The sequence below is a fragment of the Rhizobium sp. N731 genome, assembly GCF_001664145.1.
GTDB lineage: Bacteria > Pseudomonadota > Alphaproteobacteria > Rhizobiales > Rhizobiaceae > Rhizobium > Rhizobium esperanzae.
The window spans coordinates 2,822,118-2,840,549 of sequence record NZ_CP013601.1 but is presented as its reverse complement, the minus strand read 5'-3'; the positions used below and the strand labels follow the sequence as shown (position 1 = coordinate 2,840,549).

The window sequence follows — 18,432 nt, the reverse complement described above, 5'->3', positions numbered from 1 at the left end:
CCTTTGCGCCGAAGCCCACATTGGCTTTCAGCAAAATGGCGCAGAAGGGGCAGGGCATGAGCGATCATCACGTCGTCGTTGTCGGCGGCGGTTTCGGCGGGCTGCAGCTCGTCAACGGATTGAAGGGCGCAGGCGTGAAGATCACGCTCGTCGACCGGCGCAACCATCATCTCTTCCAGCCGCTGCTTTATCAGGTGGCGACCACCATTCTCTCCACTTCGGAAATCGCCTGGCCGATCCGCCGCCTCTATGCCGACCGGCCCGACGTGACGGTGCTGCTCGGCGAGGTCACCGATGTCGACAGCGGCGCGAAGACGGTTTCGTTACGCAACGGCATGACTCTGGGTTACGACACGCTGGTGCTGGCGACAGGGGCGACGCATGCCTATTTCGGCCGTGACGAATGGGAGCCGGTGGCGCCCGGCCTGAAGACGTTGGAGGATGCGACGACGATCCGCCGACGGGTGCTGCTTGCCTTCGAGAAGGCGGAGATGGAGGCCGATCCCGCCGTGCGCGATGCGCTGCTGACCTTCACCATCGTCGGCGCCGGGCCGACCGGCGTCGAGCTTGCCGGCATCATCGCCGAGCTCGCGCATTTCACCCTGCCAAACGAATTCCGCAACATCGATACGCGCAAGACCCGCGTCGTGCTGGTCGAGGCCGGCCCGCGGGTGCTGCCGACCTTCGCCGAGGAGCTTTCGGCCTATGCGCAAAAGGCGCTGGAGAAACTCGGGGTCGAGGTCCTCCTCGGCAAGCCGGTGACGGAGTGCGGCGCCGACGGCGTGCAGATCGGCGAGACCTTCGTCCCGAGCCGGACGATCGTCTGGGCCGCCGGCGTCACGGCTTCGCCGGCCGCCCGCTGGCTTGACGTGCCGGCCGACCGGGCGGGGCGTGTGGTCGTCGAAAAGGATCTGAGCGCGCCCGGCCTGCCCGATGTCTTCGTCATCGGCGACACGGCTTCCGTGATGCGCGAGAACGGTAAGCCGGTGCCGGGCATCGCACCCGCCGCCAAGCAGCAGGGCGGCTACGTCGCCAAGGTCATCCGCGCGCGTCTGTCGGGCAAGCCGACGCCGGCGCCCTTCAAATATTGGCACCAGGGGAGCCTCGCGACGATCGGCAAGAGTGCGGCAATCATCGATTTCGGCCGGATCAAGCTCAAAGGCTGGATCGCCTGGTGGATCTGGGGCATCGCCCATATCTACTTCCTGATCGGCACCCGCTCGCGCTTCTCCGTCGCCTGGAGCTGGCTGTGGATTTATCTCAGCGGCCAGCACAGCGCCCGGCTGATCACGCAGCGCGACACGATGCGGGAGGAGGGGTAGGCTGCTGCGTTGCCTGTCCGGGGGCCTCGAAGGACGAGGCCGGCCACCTTCGTTTCACCCAGCAATATCAGCGCACCACCCGCCCTCGTGGTTCGAGACGGCCCTGCTGGCCTCCTCACCATGAGGGCTGATCGTAGCGTCCGGAGGCGCACACGTCGCCCGCTGAAGCCTTGAATCAGGACGCGTTCAAGCTTGACACATCTCCCCGCCCACCCTTAGCATCCGACCCGCGTCTCCCCACCACCGGGAGGTCACGCGTCCAGCCGTAACAACGGACAGAGGTTCCAATGCGCCGAGTCACTTCTCACGAAAATCACATCCGAATTTCTGAGAAGTTGGTGGTTCATGCGCACTTTGAATCTGGGCATCCTCGCCCATGTGGATGCAGGCAAGACTAGCCTTACCGAAAGACTGCTTTTCAACGCCGGCGTCATCGACAGGCTCGGCAGCGTCGATACCGGCGATACACAGACGGACAATCTCGAACTCGAGCGGCAGCGCGGCATCACGATCCGGGCCGCGGTGGTGTCGTTTGCGATCGGCGACAGGATCGTCAATCTGATCGATACGCCCGGCCACCCCGATTTCATCGCCGAGGTCGAGCGGGTGCTGGGATTGCTGGATGCCGCGGTCGTCGTCGTTTCGGCGGTCGAAGGTGTGCAGGCGCAGACGCGCGTTCTGGTGCGGGCGCTGCGGCGGCTCGGCGTGCCCTTCGTCTTCTTCGTCAACAAGGTCGATCGCCTCGGCGCCCGCTATCAGGAGGTGATGGAGGCGCTTGCCGCGCAGCTTTTCGTCCGGCCGATCGCCATGTCCACCGTTATCGATGCCGGCAGCAAGCTTGCCCGGGTGGAGGCGCTCGCTCCGAGAGATGAGCCGCTTTTCTCGGCGCTCTGCGAGGCGCTTGGGGAAAATGACGAGGCGCTGCTCGATGACTATGTGCTCGCTCCCGATCGGCTGACAAATGAAAGGCTTGGGCGCTCTCTGGCCGATCAGGTGGCGCGCGGCCTCGTGCATCCCGTCTTCGCGGGTGCTGCGATGATCGGTGTCGGCATATCAGACCTGGCATCGGCCATTGCGACGATCCTGCCCGAGCGGCGCCCCGACGCGGATGGTCCGGTCGCCGGCAAAATCTTTAAGATCGAGCGCGGCTGGGGCGGAGAAAAGCTGTGTTATCTCTCCCTGACCTCGGGCACGGTATGGCTCCGGCAAAATCTGAACCTGCCGAAAGGCCCCGAACGCGTAACCGCGATTCAGCTGTTCGAGGATGGCCGGATCCATGGCGCCGAGAGCCTCCGCGCCGGGCAGATCGCGCGCGTCAGCGGTCTCGCCGGCGCGCGGATCGGTGACGCAGTGGGAGTCGATCGGTTTCCCGGTGGGCAGGCTCACTTTGCGCCGCCGACACTCGAAACCCGCGTGCTTGCCCGCCGCCCGTCCGACAAGGCGGCGCTCTGGCTGGCGCTGAACCAGATGGCCGAACAGGACCCGTTGATCAATCTGCGCCGCAACGAAGAGACGGACGAGGTGTTCGTCTCGCTCTATGGCGAGGTGCAGAAGGAAGTGATCCAATCGACGCTGCTCACGGATTTCAGTCTCGATGCCAGCTTCGAGGAAAGCATGGTCATCCTGGCCGAGAGGCCTGTGGGAATCGGGACCGGCCTGCAGATCGTCTTCAAGGAGCCCAATCCGTTTCTCGCGACCGTCGGGCTGCGCGTCGAGCCGCGTCCTGCCGGGGCGGGCAACAGCTTTGCGCTCGAAGTGGATGTCGGCCAGATGCCGGTCGCCTTTTACCGGGCGGTCGAGGAAACCGTGTTCGAGACGCTGAAGCAGGGAATTTTCGGCTGGCAGGTCATCGATTGCCATGTGGCGATGACGGCGGCCCGGCACAGTTCGCCGGCAAGCACTGCCGCCGATTTCCGGCAGTTGACGCCCTGGGTGCTGGCCACGGCGCTATCGGCTGCGCAGACCGTGTTCTGCGAGCCGGTCGACCGCTTTCATCTCGAAGCGCCGGCGGAAAGTCTAAGCGGTGTACTGACCTTGCTTGCGAGATCAGCCGCGATGACGACGGATTCGGTGATCGCCGATAGCGTCGCCCGGCTCGAAGGCACCATGGCGTCTCAGATGGTGCGGAGCGTCCAGCAGCAATTGCCGGGGCTGACGAGCGGGGCAGGGACGATGGAAACCGCTTTCGATCACTATGCGCCGATGGCCGGGCCTCCGCGCCTACGCCGGCGTTCGGGACCCGATCCGTTTAACGGGGTGGAGTATCTGCTGCGGTTGCGAGGGAGTGTATGAGAGGCGCATTTTGGTCATGGGATGGGGCACGCCGTGTGCCCCCCTCTGCCCTGCCGGGCATTTCCCCCACAAGGGGGAGATCGGCAAGAAGCCATGCTTCGCCCTAAACTGGCGGTTCATATGACGGTCGGTTGTTTGAGGAAGCCATCGCACGCAGCCGATCTCCCCACCTGTGGGGGAGATGCCCGGCAGGGCAGAGGGGGCACACGGCGTGCCGGTCCGAATCCAGCTACGGGCGGGTGCTCCGCGGTGGCGGGCGGGAGCGGCGCTTTCGGGCGATGCTTCGAGGCTCCGCCTTACGGGCTGCGCACCTCAGCATGAGGGCGGTGGAGTTTGCCGCAAAAAAAAGGCGGCCCTTTCGAGCCGCCTTCCATTATCCTCAGGCCGCCAGCGAGGCGATGTCGATGACGAAGCGGTAGCGGACGTCGCTCTTCAGGACGCGTTCATAGGCTTCGTTGACCTGGTCGATGTTGATTCTCTCGATCTCGGAGACGATGTTGTTCTTGCCGCAGAAATCCAGCATTTCCTGGGTTTCCTTGATCGAGCCGATCATGGAGCCGGAGATGCTCTTGCGGCCGGGGACCAGCGAGAAGGCGTGAACCGGGATCGGGTTCTCGGGAACGCCGACCACCACGAAGGAACCATCCACCTTCAGGAGGCCGAGATAGGTGTTCCAGTCGATCTCGGCGCTGACGGTGCAGATGATGAGATCGAACGTGCCGGCGAGCTTGGTGAAGGTTTCCGGGTCGTTGGTGGCGTAATATTCCCTGGCGCCGAGCTTCAGACCGTCTTCCTTCTTGGAAAGGCTCTGGGAGAGAACGGTGATATCGGCGCCCATGGCCGAGCCCAGCTTGACGCCCATGTGGCCGAGGCCGCCCATGCCGACGATCGCGACCTTCTTGCCGGGGCCGGCATTCCAGTGGCGCAGCGGCGAATAGAGCGTGATGCCGGCGCAGAGCAGCGGCGCGGAGGCATCGAGCGGCAGGTTGTCGGGAATGGACATGACATAGCCTTCCTTGACGACGATCGAGTCGGAATAGCCGCCCTGCGTCCTCGTCTTGCCGTCGGCTTCGAAGTCATTGTAGGTGCCGCTGAGACCCGGCATGTACTGTTCGCGGTCGAGGTCGCGCTCGGCGCAGCCGATGCAGGAATCGACGAAGCAGCCGACGCCGACGCGGTCGCCGACCCTGAACTTGGTGACGGCCGAACCGACGGCCGAGACGATGCCGGCGATCTCATGGCCGGGCACGATCGGATAAACGGCGTTCTTCCATTCGTTGCGGACGGTGTGGATGTCCGAATGGCAGATACCGGCAAACTTGATGTCGATGACGACGTCATCCGGGTTGGGGTTGCGGCGCTCGAAGGTGAAAGGGGTCAGCGGCTTGGAAGCGTCGGTGGCGGCGTAGCCTCTTGCAATAGGCATGGGAACCTTCCTTTTCGTTTATGGGAGGGGTTGAGCGGGATGGCGGACTATTGCCCGGAACGGCGGGAGAGGGTTAGAGCGATCCTCTCAGCTTTTTGCACGATCCTGCAAAAGTGAGGCGCCTATCTGTTTGCGAAACGGCCAAGGCACTCTAGATAGAGCGGTATAGACGGCGTCGGACAATCGACAGAAAGAGTTGCCGCATGACCTTGCCCTTCAGCCCCTATCAGGAAATCGTCGACATCGCGATGCGATTTGCACCTGGCGACGGTGAGTTCGCGACTGCCATCGGCAATCTTCATGTCAGCCGCCGCTCCAAACCGAGCGATCCCTTACACAGCAGCTACCGCCCGTGTTTCGCCTTCGTGCTGCAGGGGGCGAAAAGCCTGCAGCTCGGCACGGAGCAGATCAGCTACGGGACCGGCGACTATCTCCTGACCTCGCTCGACCTGCCGGTCGCCTGGCGGGTCACGGAAGCGAGCCCCGAGGTGCCGCATCTCTGTCTCGGGCTGGCAATCGATTCCGAGAAACTGCTGGAGTTGCTCAGCCGCATCGACGTTCCGCGGCCGGCTGCCCATACCGACGGGCAGCGCGGGATGGTGGTGAACGTCGCGCCGCCGGAGCTGATGGATGCCGCCGTCCGCCTGCTGCGCTTGCTCGATCGTCCAGGCGACATTCCCGCCATGGCGCCGCTGATCGAGCAGGAAATCCTTTACCGGGTGCTGACTGGGCCGCACGGCGCGCGGCTGATCAACATCGCCACAGCTGACAGCCACAGCAACCGGATCGCACGCGCCGTTGCCTGGCTGAAGGAGAATTTCGCGCGGCCGCTGCGCATCGAGAACCTTGCCGAACGCGTCAATATGAGCGTGTCGTCCTTCCACCATCATTTCAAGTCGGTGACGGCGATGACGCCCGTCCAATATCAAAAGCAGCTTCGCCTGCACGAGGCGCGCCGGCTGATGCTCGTCGAGCGTCTCGATGCCGGCACGGCCGGCCACCGGGTCGGCTATCAGAGCCCGTCGCAGTTCAGCCGCGAATACAGCCGCCTTTACGGCGCTTCGCCGGCCCGCGATGTCGACGGCGTGCGCGAGATCATCGCGGCGGAATAGCGCTAGGGACGTTCGGCGGCTGCTGCCGGCCCGCCATTAAAGGATGTTTGACGTTTCCCGGCTAGGCTGGCGCCAACAATCAAGCAGGCACCGTCGTCCGCATGACGCAAACACCGTTCCTTTCGATCGTCGCGCCTTGTCACAACGAGGAAGAAGGCCTGCGCGAATTCTGCCGCCGCGCCGCCGCCGCTGCTCAGAGCGTCGCCGGTGACGCCTTCGAACTCATTCTCGTCGATGACGGCTCATCGGATGGCACCTGGGAACTCATTTCGGATCTGGCAGCCAAGGTGCCGCAGGTGCTCGGTGTTCGCCTCCTGCGCAATCACGGCCACCAGCTGGCATCGACGGCGGGTCTTTCGGCGTCACGGGGCGAGCACGTGCTCCTGATCGACGCCGACCTTCAGGATCCGCCCGAGCTGTTGTTGATGATGATGCCGATCATGGAGCGCGGCGCCGACGTCGTTTACGGTCAGCGCACACGTCGCGAGGGTGAAACCTGGTTCAAGCTCGCCTCCGCTTCGCTTTTCTACCGCACGCTCTCCAGGTTCGCTTCTGTAAGCATCCCGCGCGATACAGGCGATTTCCGGCTGATGCGCCGGCGCGTCGTCGATATTCTTCTGGCGATGCCGGAGCGTGATCGTTTCATCCGCGGCATGGTCAGCTGGATCGGCGGCCGGCAGGTGGCTCTGCCTTACGAGCGGGACGCCCGTTTTGCCGGAACGACGAAATATCCGCTGCGCAAAATGATCAATTTCGCCCTCGATGCGATCACCAGCTTTTCAACGACGCCACTGCGCATTGCCACATGGCTCGGCATGATCAGCGCCGGTGTGGCGATGGCGTTGCTCGTCTATACCTTCGTTCGCTGGCTGCAGGGCGAGACCGTCACCGGCTGGTCGTCGATCATGGCCGCTGTCAGCGCCTTCAGCGCCATCCAGCTGATCTGCATCGGCATCATCGGCGAGTATCTCGGCCGTCTGGTGCAGGAGAGCAAGAGGCGGCCGATGTTCATGGTCGAGACGATCCTGCGGGGCGGCGACCAGGCCGAACTGCCGACGACTTTTTCTGAAATGAGCGCCGGCGACCGGCGCGCCGCGCTGGATTCGGCCTTCGCGCCGGCAGAGTTGCCGCGGCCGCAAAAGAGCAACCGGATCAAATAATGAATCGAATTGCTGCGCCTGTTCATGCCGCGGCCGTGCCGGAGGATTTGATCGCCCGGCAGGACTCCACCATTGCGATCGCCGTGTTCGTCGCGCTTGCGGCTGCATTGGTCGTCCTGTTTCACTTTCCGCCGGTTCTCGACTACGCCAATCACTACGCCCGGATTTGGCTGCTTTCGGGCGGCATCGGCGAACAGCCGTTCCCTGAGATCTATGCGATCGATTGGAACCGCACCTTCACCAATGTCGGGATAGATCTTCTCGCCGTCTGGCTGGGGCCGCTGGTCGGCGCCGACAGGTTGGCGCGGGCATTGCTCTTTCTGGCGATCGTGTTGCCGCCGCTTGGTGCGATCGGGCTGCACCGCTTGCTCTTCGGTGGCCGGCACTATTGGCAGATCGCCATGCTGTCGTTCGGCTGGTGCGCCACGATGATCGGCGGCTTCATCAATTTTCAGATCGGCCTCGGCATGGCCTTGTTCTTCTCGTGCATCGATCTGCGGCTGCAGGGCGGAAATCCGGTCTGGATTTTTGCCTGGCGGCTCGCCGCCGCACTGCTGCTGACGGTGATGCACATCTTCTCGCTGGGCTTCTATATAGCGATCGTCTGCGGCCTCGAATTTTCCTCGCGCATCGACATATTGCGATCAAAGGCCGCTTTGGCGAGGCTTACCGGCCGATTGGTGCTGGCGATCAGTGCCTGCGCCCTACCGCCGCTCGCGTTGTACCTCCGCACTGCTGCTTTACCAGATGCCGGGGGGAGCGGCCTTGGGCTTGCCTGGAACGATGGCGTCATCCTGATCCTGATAAACCTTGTCTCCGCCATCACGACCTATGTTCCCTTGGTGGACGTCGTGCTGTTTCTGCCACTGATCCTCATCTGCACGCGGGCCGCACGTACGGGCGACATGCAGGTGCATGCGGGGCTTGCCGTTACCGCCTGCGGATTGTTGCTTCTTTCCTGTATTTCGCCGCGACACGCTCTCGGCACCGGCTGGATCAGCTGGCGCTTTCCGATCATGACGGCGCTCGTCGCCATGGCGATGGTGTGCCCGTTTGCCAATTTGACACGCCGGCAGGCGCTGTCGCTGGCGCTGGTCATCAATCTTGCGGCCTTCGGCCGAGCCGGCTGGATCGGGTGGAATTGGTGGCTGGCGCAGAAAGATGTCGCGGCTGTCGAGGCTGTGCTGAGAAAGATACCCGCCGGCACGGCCGTGCTGCCTCTGGGGCATGAACCGGAGACCGCCAGCAGCCTTGCCCATTCCAATCGGCACTTTGCCTGGGGATTGGATACCTTCAGGCATTTGCCGACGCTCGCCGTGCCGTTCTCGCATGCTTTCGTGCCGACGCTCTTCACGGCAAAGGGCAAGCAGCCGCTTTCCGTCCTGCCGCCATGGTCCCAGATCGCAGTTCCCGAGGGCAATCTGGTGTCGATCGCCGTACTTTCATGCCCGGCAATGATGCGGGAATATATGGATTTTACGCCCTATTTGTCGGATTGGCGCAGGCGTTTCGATTTCATCCTCATTGCCAATGCCGATATCCCCGACCGTTATGTCGGCAGCTTGATGCCGGCGGGACTGACGCTCATCGAGGATGCCGGTTTCGCGCAGCTTTATGCGATCGACAAGGTAATGCCGGCGGAACCTCTCTCGATCCCGGCCGGTTGCGCCAGAGCGTCTTAGAGCGGTTCAGCTTTTCACGGAACTGCAGAACGGCTCTAAGCTTTTGGATTTACGCTCCAGGCTGCCGATGCCGTGCCTGTTCGGCTCTACGAACTGCCGGTCGTCCTGAGCTCGAGCGCAAGCTGTTGTGCCTGTCGTGCCGTGTCTTCGTCGCAAATCAGCACGTTGCCCAGGCCGGACAGCAGCACGGCTGCGATCGCCTGCGCCTTGTTCAGGCCGCCTGACGCGAAGACGACATTGGGAATGACGCGCAGGGCCTCCAGCTCGGGAGCGATCGCGCACCTGTTTATCGCATGGTCGATCGGCCGCCCGATCTTATCGACGAACTGGCCGAGCACGTCACCACAGGCACCGGCTGCGAGCAATTCCTCTATGTTGATGTTGCGTGGCAAGCCGTAGCGCATCAGCAGCGAACGCTCCGTCATGTCGCCGATGCTGAGCACGATGACGTCATTCGTCTCGATCTGTCGGAAGGCTGATTCAAAAACATCCTGCCGGACGATTGCCGTCCGCGATTCCGGGCTGCCGGCATAGATCGGAGCAGCCAGATAGGAGCATTCGGCATTGAGCTGGCGGGCAAGATCGCTTGCAATGTCAAAGGTATTGATTTCGATGCCGTGCGTCAGCCCGCCCATGACCGAATTGACGCAGATATCAGGCCGTCTGAGGGAAGGCATATGACGCACCATCTCGCGCAGCGTCGCTCCCCACCCGACGCCGACGCCGCGGATACCGCCGCCGTTCAGAAGCTGGACGAGATAATCGGCGGCCGCCTGGCCGAGCAGGACGGGAATGAGCTCCTCGTCCTCCGGTGTCGGTACGATGATCGCTCGATTAAGAGAGAATTCCGCTGCCAGTTGCTGCTCCAGGGCGACACAGGACGTCAGTCGAGAATTGAGGGTGATCGTCACAAGGCCAGATCGGCGCGCCTCGGCGATGATCTTGTTGACGCGAAGCCTGTTGGTCGAAAGTGCTTCTGCGATTTCACCCTGCGTGCGTCCCTCCATATAATAGAGCCAGACCACGCGCACCTGCATCTGCTCGTCGGGCAGCGCTACGGGCGCGATAGAAGCACTTCGGTTCTGTGACATGCGATAAACTGCGCCTCCGCTTCGACGCCATGGATCTCAAATCCCCGGCGCTTGTCAATCGCGGGGGGCTGCCGTCAGCCGGTCAATCGGTTCGCCGCCCCGTCGCTCTGTTGAAGGGATGCAGATCATCCCGTCGCACATGACAGGACATACGCTCGCCTTCCCGCAAGTGCTGATCGGTGAAGACGCTCGCCACGATACGCTTATCGCTGCCGTCGACGCGCAGATGCACGTTGTTCTCATCACCGACAGTCTCGATCAATTCGACATAAGCGTCGAACCGGAGATCGTGCCCCGATCCGGCTCCGAGATCGACCGCGCCCGGCCTGATGCCGATGAGATCCGTATCTCTCGGCAGCGGGAGGTCGCAGGGGCCGAACTCATCGAGATCGATCAGGTTCATCGGCGGAGAACCAATGAAGCCGGCGACGAAGACGGTTTCGGGGCGGCGATAGACCTCGATCGGCGTGCCGATCTGCTCGATCCTGCCGCCGTTCATGACGACCAGCCGGTCGGCCAGCGTCATGGCTTCGAGCTGGTCGTGCGTGACGTAGAGGCTCGTCGTCTTCAGCTGCCGCTGCAGCCTGCGGATTTCGACGCGCATCTGCACGCGAAGCTTCGCATCCAGATTGGACAAGGGCTCGTCGAACAGGAAGGCGGCGGGATCGCGGACGATGGCGCGGCCCATGGCGACGCGCTGGCGCTGGCCGCCCGAGAGCTGGCGGGGGCGCCGGTCGAGAAACTCGCCGATCTCCAGAATGCCGGCGGCATTGGCGATCCGCCGGTCGATCTCGCCGCGCGGCACGCGGCGGTTCTTGAGGCCGTATTCGAGATTCTGGCGAACGGTCATATGCGGATAGAGCGCGTAGTTCTGGAAGACCATGGCGATGTTGCGGTCGGCCGGATCGACATGGCCGACGTCGTTTCCTGCTATCCTGAGGTGCCCGGAGCTTATCGCCTCGAGGCCGGCAATCATCCGCAGCAGGGTCGATTTCCCGCATCCCGAAGGCCCGACCAGCACGATCATTTCGCCGTCCGCGACAGTCAGATTGATCCCTTTTACCGCGGGAACCGGTCCGTAATTCTTCCTCAGATCGATCAGTTCGATAGCCGCCATGCATCCTTCCTCCGGGGTCGTCATACATTTGTAACATGCTATTGACATTTGTAACAAGTGACCCCAACCTTGTTTTATCGCCACTCTGGGAGGGGTTGACCGGCGCTCGACGCACCGGTCGGCGAACAAAGGCAATGGAGAGGAAAACGAAATGACGGCAATGTCTTCGATAGGGTCCCGTATCGGGCGGACGATCCGGTCATTCGCGGCGGGCGCTGCCCTGGTGACGCTTGGATTGGCAAATGCAAGCCACGCCAGCGCCGCCGATCGTGTCAAGATCGAATGGTGGAATGCGGCAGGCGGTCGCCTGGCCGAGATCACCAACCAGCTGATTAAGGACTTCAACGCCTCGCAGGACAAATACGAGGTCGTCGGCATCGGCAAAGGCAATTATGAAGAGACCATGGCGGCAATGGTGGCCGCCTATCGCGTCCATCAGCAGCCCGTGCTGATCCAGGCGGCCGAGCGCGGCTTTCTGACCATGTACAATTCGGGCGCGATCATTCCGGCGCCGGAGCTGATGGAGAAGGAAGGCTACAAGATCGACTGGAATGATTTCGTCGCGCCGGTCGCCGGTTTCTATCTGGTCGACGGCAAGCCGGCGGCGATGCCCTTCAACAGCTCGACGCCGATCTTCTGGTACAATGCCGATCACTTCAAGGCAGCCGGCTTCGACAAGCCGGGCGAGACCTGGCAGGAGCTCGACAAGCAGCTGCGTACTATCAAGGAGAAAGGTGTCTCGAAGTGCCAGATGGCGCTTGCGAACGACTTCTACTGGAGCCTGATCGAGAACTATGCTGCGATCCAGGACCAGCCTTACGGCACCAAGGCGAATGGCTTCGGCGGCCTCGACACCGAATTCATCTTCAACAAGAGCCCGTTGGTGGTCGGTCAGGTGACGCGCTTGAAGACTTGGATGGACGCCGGCATCCTGCAGATCGCCGGGCAGGGGCTCTCGCCAGACCAGCTGTTCACCTCCGGAACCTGCTCGACCTATGTGGCCTCCACCGCGGCGCATGCCGCCGTCGAGAGCGGCGCGAAATTCAATTGGAGCGCGACCTTCCTGCCGCATGAGGAAGGCATTGAGCCGAAGAACAGCACCATCGGCGGCGGCGCGCTTTGGGTCCTGAAAGGCAAGTCGGAGGAAGAATATGCCGGTGCTGCCTCCTTCCTGAACTTCCTTGCCTCACCGAAGACGCAGGTCTGGTGGAGCAAGCAGACCGGCTATGTGCCGGTGACCAACGCCGCCTATGAGCAGGCCAAGTCCGAGGGCTATTTCAAGGACCACCCGACCCGCGAGATCGCCATTCTCCAGCTCACACGCGGTACCCCAACCGACAACTCGCGCGGCTTCCGCTTCGGCAATCACAATCAGGCGATGGCGCTTCTGGTCGAAGAGATCCAGGGTGTCTGGACCGGCCAGAAGACACCACAGCAGGCGCTGGATGCCGCGGCGGCCCGCGGAAACCAGATCCTTCGCCAGTATGAGCAGCTTCATGCAGCAAAGTAGAACCTTGGGAAAGATGGAAGGCGCCGCCCGGCGCCTTCGCATCCCGGATCTTCTGTCGACGGGCCGCTCGGTCGCGCAGCCGTCGGAGGCCGGATTGAAGTCCGCCCACTTCAACAAGCCGTGGCTCGCCTTCGGCCTGGTTGCGCCGCAACTGCTGATCCTCCTGTTCTTCTTTTTCATACCGTCCTACAAGGCGCTATCGCTGGCCTTCGTTCAGGTCGATCCCTTCGGCGGCACGCAGATTTTCGTCGGGCTCACGAATTTCTACAATCTCTTCGCCAGCCCGGAATATCGCGGCAGCGCGCTGTTCACGCTCTGGTTCACCGTTGCCCAGAACGCCGCAACGCTTCTGCTTGCCGGTCTCTTTGCCTTCGCGACCGATTTCGTGATCAGGGGCAGGGGGATCTACAAGAGCATCATCCTGCTTCCCTATGCGATCGCGCCTGTAATCTCGGGCGTCATCTGGGCCTTCCTGTTCAATCCGGCGGTGGGGCCGGTCGCGCAGCTTCTGCATGGGTTCGGCTTCGAATGGGACCCGAACCGGCGGCCTTTCGATGCGCAGCTTCTGGTGACGATCGCTTCGGTCTGGAAGAATGTCTGCTACGACTACATCTTCCTCGTCGCCGCCTTGCTGGCCGTGCCTGCCTCGCTGCTGGAGGCGGCAAAGCTCGATGGCGCAAGACCGGTGCGGCGCTTCTTCACCATTTCGCTTCCCCTGATCTCGCCGACGATCTTCTTCCTCGTGGTGATGAACTTCGTCTACGGCCTGTTCGAAACCTTCGGCATCATCGACGCGGTCACCCGCGGCGGCCCGGCGGGGGCGACGAACAGCCTGGTCTACAAGGTCTATCAGGATGGTTTCGTGCAGCTCGACCTCGGCTCGTCAGCCGCGCAATCGGTGCTTTTGATGCTGATCGCCATCCTCTTCACCATCGTTCAATTCCGCGCGCTCGAGCGCAAGGTCAATTACCAGGTGTAGCCATGCCCGAACGCCATCTCGGCCTTTCGATCTTCTGCCACGCCATATTGCTGATCGGCGCGGTCTTCGTCTGCCTGCCGCTCTATTTCGCCTTCGTCGCCGGCTCGCTCACCTTGCAGGAGGTGCAGCAGGCGCCGTTTCCGGTTTTGCCCGGCTCGCATTTCTTCGAAAACCTAGCCGCCGCCTGGCAGCAGGGCGAGTTCTCGCAGCTGTTCCTGAATTCGATCATCGTCACCGCCGGCATCGTCGTCGGCAAGTTGGCGATCTCGCTGATCGCCGCATTCGGCGTCACCTATTTCCGCTTCCCGTTCCGGATGACGGCGTTCTGGCTGATCTTCGTGTCGCTGATGCTTCCGGTCGAAGTCCGCATCATCCCAACCTATGAGGCGGTCGCCGATGCCGCCGGGCCGGTCCGTTGGCTCGCCGGCATCATCGGCCTTTCCGGCGTCGTCGAAGGGCTGACGGGCTACAGCATCGAAGCCTCGTTGAAATGGAACATGGTCAACAGCTATGCCGGCCTGATCCTGCCGCTGATCGCCTCTGCCTCGGCAACCTTCCTGTTCCGGCAGTTCTTCCTCACCGTTCCCGACGAGCTTTGCGAGGCGGCCAAGCTCGACGGCGCCGGCCCCTTGAAGTTCTTCAAGGATATCCTGCTGCCGCTGTCGAGCGCCAATATCGCGGCGCTCTCGATCATCCTGTTTCTCTATGGCTGGAATCAATATTTGTGGCCGCTGCTCTTCACCACCGACAAGGAGATGGGAACGGCGGTCCTGGGGCTGAAGCAACTCGTTCCAGTCTCGGACTCGGCACCTGCCTGGAACATTGCGATGAGCGCTGCGCTGCTCGTCATGCTGCCGCCCGCGGCCGTCATTCTCTTCATGCAACGCTGGTTCACCAAGGGGCTGGTGGACTCCGGAAAGTAATACGCAAATCTCAAGGATATTCAGACGATGGTGCATATCATCGGCCACCGCGGTGGCCGCAATCTCTGGCCTGAAAACAGTCTTTCGGGCTTCCGCAACCTTGCGCAAATGCCGGTCGATGGCGTGGAGTTCGACATCCACCTGACGCGCTCGGGCGAAATGCTCGTCATTCACGATCCGACGCTCGAACGCACGACGGATGCGCGCGGGCCGGTCGCCGACCTCGGCCCGGTAAAACATCGCGAAGTCAGCCTCAAGGATAGCGACGGGGAGGTGATCCCCACCTTGGAAGATGTGCTTGCCGTCTTCAAGAACACGCCGCTCGAGCTTCATATCGAACTGAAGACGCATGCCGATGGCACGCCCTACGAGGGGCTGGCCGCCAAGGCATTCGCCGCCGTCGAGCGGTTTGGTCTGACGGAGCGCTCGATCCTGACGAGCTTTCATCCCGAGGTGCTTGCCGATATCCGCAAAGCCGCGCCCGGGATTCGCACCCTGTCGTCCTTTGACGCCAAGTCGGCCGAGCGTCTCGGCCTTGCGAGCGGCCTCAGCCTGATGAAGCAATACTCGGATATCATCGCCGTCGAGAAGTCGCTGCTTCAGGCGAAGTGGGACGAGATCACCAAGCTCGTGCCGCTCGACCGGCTCGGCGCCTGGGTTCCGAACGAGATGAGCGATCTCGAATACTGGCTTGCCAAACCGATCCGGCAGATCACCACGGACCGGCCGGATCTCGCCCTGCAGGCGCGGAGGTGAGGCGTGCTCGATGACCGCATCGATCATCCCGGTACCCGAGGCGTCATGGACAGCATCGACCTCGTGATCTTCGATTGCGACGGCGTGCTGATCGACAGCGAGCCGATCGCCAGCCGTACGCTGGCGGAAACGCTGCAAGGCGCCGGCATCGCGATCAGCGCGGCGGAGGCGCATGTCAAATTCACCGGCAATTCGGAAAGCATCATCGCCGAGATGTGCCGGCGCGAATACGAGATCATCGACGTCGCCGCGCTGTTCGAGAAATGGCATCTTCATCTCTTCGAGGAATTCGCGCGCTCGCTGACGCCCATTGCCGGCATTGCCGAGGTCGTCAACAGTCTCGACCGTCCGAAATGCGTCGCGTCGAACAGCACGATGCGGCGGCTACGCAACAGCCTGGGCAAACTCGATCTCTGGAGCGCCTTCGGCGAAGACGTCTTCAGCGCCGAATTCGTCTCTCGGCCGAAGCCGGCCCCCGATCTGCTTCTGCATTGCGCCGAGCGCTTTCGGGCCCGGCCGGCCAACTGCGTCATGATCGACGACAGCGTTCATGGTGTGGCGGCGGCAATCGCCGCAGGCATGACGGCCATCGGATTCGTCGATCCGGCCGACCCGAGGCCCGGTCGCCGCGCCGTGCTCGATGCCGCCGGAGCTGCGGCCGTTGCGACAGGCGCGGGGGAGCTCACCGCCATTCTGGAAAATGTCGGAGGGAGGCTGTGATGGCGCGCCGGGCGGAGGGCGCGTTCAGCGCCCAGCCTCCTTGCCATGTTGCCGTGACCGCGTAATGTCAGCGTCCCTGGAGGCGGGGATCTTTCCAGGCAACAGACTTTGAATTCGACCGCAGCTGCTAATCAACCCGATCCCTGGCGATCCGAAACGAGAGACCATGACCGACACATCTCATACCGCAGAAGCCGGCGCCAAATATGTCATCGGCGTCGATGTGGGCACCGGCAGCGCCCGGGCCGGCCTGTTCGATATGGCCGGCAGCATGCTTGCCTCCGCCAAGCGGAATATCAGCCTGTTTCACGAAGCCGGTTCCATCGTCGAACAATCGAGCAGCGAAATCTGGAGCGCCGTTTGCGCCGCCGTGCGAGAGGCGGTTGCCGCAACCGGCATCGATGCGGCTTCCGTAGTCGGGCTGGGATTCGACGCCACTTGCTCGCTCGTGGTCCTTGGCGAAGGCGGCAAGTCGCTTCCCGTCGGGCCTTCGGAAGATCCGGAACGCGATATTATCGTGTGGATGGACCACCGCGCCGTCCCACAGGCGGAGCGCATCAATGCGTTTGGGCATGATGTGCTGCGTTATGTCGGTGGTCGTATTTCGCCCGAAATGGAAACCCCCAAACTTCTCTGGCTGAAAGAAAACCGCCCCCAGGTTTTCGATGCCGCTTGGCAATTCTTCGATCTTGCGGATTTCCTCACCTGGCGGGCGACCGGCGATCTGTCGCGCTCGACCTGCACGGTCACCTGCAAATGGACCTATCTCGCTCATGAAAAGCGGTGGGACAGCGGTTATTTCCATCAGATCGGTCTCGGCACGCTGGCCCGGGAAGGGTTTGCCCGCATCGGCAAAATCATTGTCGAGCCCGGCTCCGCGCTTGGCGAGGGGCTGACCGTGGCTGCGGCGGAGGAACTCGGCCTGGGCCCGGGAACGGCCGTGGCAGCCGGGCTGATCGATGCCCATGCCGGCGGTGTCGGAACCGTTGGCACCGATCCGCAAGCCAATCTTGCCTATGTTTTCGGGACTTCTTCCTGCACGATGACATCGACGGCAGAACCGTCTTTTGTGCCCGGTGTCTGGGGACCTTACTATTCGGCGATGGTGCCGGGTCTCTGGTTGAACGAGGGCGGCCAGAGTGCCGCCGGCGCGGCGATCGACCACCTTCTCTCCTTTCATCCGGCGGCCGGAGAGGCGAAGGAGCTCGCCAAGAGCGCCGGCGTTGCGCTGCCGGTCCTGCTTGCCGACATGGCTACCGCCAAGGCGGGCCGGTCTTCCGACGCGGTCAAGCTGGTGGCTGGGCTGCACGTCGTTCCCGAATTCCTCGGCAACCGTGCGCCCTTCGCCGATCCGCATGCCCGCGCGGTCATTGCCGGTCTCGGCATTGAGCGGGATATCGACAACCTGGTTGCGCTCTACATCGCGGGGCTTTGCGGCATCGGCTACGGCCTCAGGCAGATCATCGAAACGCAGGCCGAGGCGGGCGTGACCGTCGAGAACATCGTCATCAGCGGCGGGGCCGGCCAGCACGATTTCGTCCGCCAGCTGCTCGCCGATGCGAGCGGCAAGCCGGTGGTGGCGACGAAGGCCGAGGAGCCGGTATTGCTGGGAGCGGCCATTCTCGGCGCTGTCGCCGGCCGGCAATTTGCCGATGTTGGCGAGGCAATGAGCGAGCTCACCAGGGTGGAAAAGCGTTTTCAGCCGTCAGAGGGCGAGATTTCAGATATCCACCGCAAGCGTTACGAAGCGTTCAAGGAGCTTCAGACGTTGGCGCGCAAGCTTCGCAGCGATGGCTGACATCGAGACAAATGTCGCGGGCTAATTATTGATGGCGATGATCGCCCAATGGCTTTCCTCGCAGGCGTTGTCGTCGCAGACTGCACCCATCCAGACGGCGCCATTTGCGAGCATGACTCCTTCGCTGTTGACGAAGAGATCCTCATATTGCTGGCGCCCGACCGCGCTGCGGGTCTCCAGAGTCACCAGATCGTCGAAATTCTCGATGAAATCCTCGGCGTTTTCGACATCATAGGTTTCGCCATCTGCCTTTACGCTCAGCGGATATTCGGCGAGGCCGGCGATGGTCTCCGGGTCGCCGGAGCGCATGGCCAGAACAAGCTGGCGCAGCGGCCGGTCGAAGCCGGCAGCATTGCCGTGCAATTCCTCGATGCGGTTATAGACCTCATTCTCCGACTGTGCGGCGGCGCGGCCGGTGAAGGGCGTCGTTGCTAGGAGCATCACTCCGGCTAAGAGAAGGGCAGCAGATAGACGCGACATGGAAGGCTCCCGGCAAATGACTTCTGCAGCATTATGCAATCTCAATCCGGCGTCCGCCTATCCA

General features: G+C 62.6%; 15 protein-coding genes. 11 read left to right on the top strand and 4 right to left on the bottom strand.

All coding sequences use genetic code 11. The features are described from left to right. Window positions 1-56 precede the first annotated feature (56 nt). Window positions 57-1,322: an NAD(P)/FAD-dependent oxidoreductase gene (locus AMK02_RS14030; protein WP_064806234.1), complete on the top strand. Its 1,266-nt coding sequence runs from the start codon at window positions 57-59 to the stop codon at window positions 1,320-1,322. A gap of 345 nt (window positions 1,323-1,667) precedes the next feature. Further along, the gene (locus tag AMK02_RS14025) at window positions 1,668-3,614 is read left to right on the top strand and encodes an elongation factor G (protein ID WP_064803668.1); all 1,947 of its coding nucleotides are present in this window, start codon (window positions 1,668-1,670) and stop codon (window positions 3,612-3,614) included. Between the two features lie 379 nt (window positions 3,615-3,993). Here the strand turns inward: AMK02_RS14025 and AMK02_RS14020 are convergent, their stop codons facing one another. Beyond that, window positions 3,994-5,040, bottom strand: coding sequence for an NAD(P)-dependent alcohol dehydrogenase (locus tag AMK02_RS14020; RefSeq protein WP_064803666.1), 1,047 nt, complete (start codon window positions 5,038-5,040; stop codon window positions 3,994-3,996). 203 nt (window positions 5,041-5,243) lie between these two features. Between AMK02_RS14020 and AMK02_RS14015 the strand changes: the two genes are divergently transcribed. The 3 genes from AMK02_RS14015 (at window position 5,244) to AMK02_RS14005 (ending at window position 8,994) form a co-directional block, all read left to right on the top strand. Continuing rightward, entirely contained in the window at window positions 5,244-6,152 is a 909-nt protein-coding gene (locus tag AMK02_RS14015; RefSeq protein WP_064803665.1) for an AraC family transcriptional regulator, read from the top strand. A 101-nt stretch (window positions 6,153-6,253) separates the two neighbouring features. Further along, window positions 6,254-7,312 carry a glycosyltransferase family 2 protein gene (locus tag AMK02_RS14010; protein WP_064803663.1) on the top strand — a complete coding sequence of 353 codons (1,059 nt, stop codon included), beginning with the start codon at window positions 6,254-6,256 and terminating at the stop codon, window positions 7,310-7,312. After that, a complete protein-coding gene (locus AMK02_RS14005) occupies window positions 7,312-8,994 on the top strand; it encodes a hypothetical protein (protein WP_064803661.1) in 1,683 nt (560 codons plus the stop codon). The genes AMK02_RS14010 and AMK02_RS14005 overlap by 1 nt, the downstream gene beginning before the upstream one ends. Before the next feature lie 86 nt (window positions 8,995-9,080). On the opposite strand, the gene AMK02_RS14000 is transcribed toward AMK02_RS14005, so the two are convergent. Both AMK02_RS14000 and AMK02_RS13995 read right to left on the bottom strand, forming a co-directional pair. Beyond that, window positions 9,081-10,085, bottom strand: coding sequence for a sugar-binding transcriptional regulator (locus AMK02_RS14000; RefSeq protein ID WP_064803659.1), 1,005 nt, complete (start codon window positions 10,083-10,085; stop codon window positions 9,081-9,083). 82 nt (window positions 10,086-10,167) lie between these two features. Then, window positions 10,168-11,202: a sn-glycerol-3-phosphate import ATP-binding protein UgpC gene (locus AMK02_RS13995; protein ID WP_064803658.1), complete on the bottom strand. Its 1,035-nt coding sequence runs from the start codon at window positions 11,200-11,202 to the stop codon at window positions 10,168-10,170. A 151-nt stretch (window positions 11,203-11,353) separates the two neighbouring features. On the opposite strand from AMK02_RS13995, the gene AMK02_RS13990 reads away from it, so the two are divergent. The 6 genes from AMK02_RS13990 to AMK02_RS13965 all read left to right on the top strand — a co-directional run bounded on the left by AMK02_RS13990 (window position 11,354) and on the right by AMK02_RS13965 (window position 17,888). Beyond that, window positions 11,354-12,712 (top strand): extracellular solute-binding protein, encoded by a 1,359-nt coding sequence (locus AMK02_RS13990; protein WP_064803656.1) that lies wholly within the window; start codon window positions 11,354-11,356, stop codon window positions 12,710-12,712. Window positions 12,713-12,725: 13 nt separating this feature from the next. Then, on the top strand, window positions 12,726-13,691 hold the full coding sequence (locus AMK02_RS13985; RefSeq protein WP_064803654.1) for an ABC transporter permease subunit: 966 nt from the start codon (window positions 12,726-12,728) through the stop codon (window positions 13,689-13,691). A gap of 2 nt (window positions 13,692-13,693) precedes the next feature. Further along, window positions 13,694-14,614: an ABC transporter permease subunit gene (locus tag AMK02_RS13980; RefSeq protein WP_064803652.1), complete on the top strand. Its 921-nt coding sequence runs from the start codon at window positions 13,694-13,696 to the stop codon at window positions 14,612-14,614. A gap of 27 nt (window positions 14,615-14,641) precedes the next feature. Continuing rightward, entirely contained in the window at window positions 14,642-15,370 is a 729-nt protein-coding gene (locus tag AMK02_RS13975; protein WP_064803650.1) for a glycerophosphodiester phosphodiesterase family protein, read from the top strand. 3 nt (window positions 15,371-15,373) lie between these two features. After that, complete coding sequence (locus AMK02_RS13970; RefSeq protein ID WP_064803648.1) at window positions 15,374-16,090, top strand: HAD-IA family hydrolase; 717 nt, start codon at window positions 15,374-15,376, stop codon at window positions 16,088-16,090. A 166-nt stretch (window positions 16,091-16,256) separates the two neighbouring features. Then, window positions 16,257-17,888 carry an FGGY-family carbohydrate kinase gene (locus tag AMK02_RS13965; RefSeq protein ID WP_064803646.1) on the top strand — a complete coding sequence of 544 codons (1,632 nt, stop codon included), beginning with the start codon at window positions 16,257-16,259 and terminating at the stop codon, window positions 17,886-17,888. A gap of 21 nt (window positions 17,889-17,909) precedes the next feature. On the opposite strand, the gene AMK02_RS13960 is transcribed toward AMK02_RS13965, so the two are convergent. Beyond that, a complete protein-coding gene (locus AMK02_RS13960) occupies window positions 17,910-18,368 on the bottom strand; it encodes a hypothetical protein (RefSeq protein WP_064803644.1) in 459 nt (152 codons plus the stop codon). Between the last annotated feature and the right edge of the window lie 64 nt (window positions 18,369-18,432).